This window comes from Clostridium boliviensis, from assembly GCF_033342255.1.
Classification (GTDB): Bacteria; Bacillota; Clostridia; order Lachnospirales; family Lachnospiraceae; genus Lacrimispora; species Lacrimispora boliviensis.
The window spans coordinates 1-537 of sequence record NZ_JAWONS010000041.1; the positions used below are offsets into that span (position 1 = coordinate 1).

Genomic DNA, 537 nt, shown 5'->3' on the forward strand with positions numbered 1-537 from the left:
TCCGACGCCCGCCTCCTCCTCCGGCGTCAGATTGATCACCTTCTTCAAATCGTCCAGTTTGCGGATCGTGTGGGTCAACTGCCACAGCCAGTCGTTCCACTGCTCCTCGCTGACGTCCTTCCAGAGTTCGATCTCTCGCCAGTCGCGCATGACGAACGACTCCTTTCTCCCTTTAAAATCGTTACAGGCCTTCGGCCCCGAAATGGGAATCAAAGCGCCGGGTGCTTCCCGGTCCGGACATAGCGCTCCTCAAACAGCCGCTTCAAAGGCGGAAACTCCCGGAGGGTCTGAAGGGCCAATTCCGCATGATTCGGAGCGTACCCGTTGCCGATCATCATGTTTACGTCCTTGCCCACGCCCTCTGCACCCAGGGCGGCCGCGGTAAAGCGGACAGCGGTGCTGAAAAAGTAAACCGTCCCGCCGTCCCGGGTGGCCAGGATGCTGGATAGCTCCGCATTCGGCACATTGACGCAATTAATGGTGACATCCGCCAGCCGACCGCCGGTGGCGCGCTCCACCGCCTCCAGCACTTCGACC

General features: G+C 60.5%; 1 pseudogene. It reads right to left on the bottom strand.

Annotated features, from left to right (window positions below):
* Window positions 1-209: 209 nt before the first annotated feature.
* A pseudogene (locus tag RZO55_RS02320) lies at window positions 210-537 on the bottom strand (L-erythro-3,5-diaminohexanoate dehydrogenase); the annotation flags it as partial.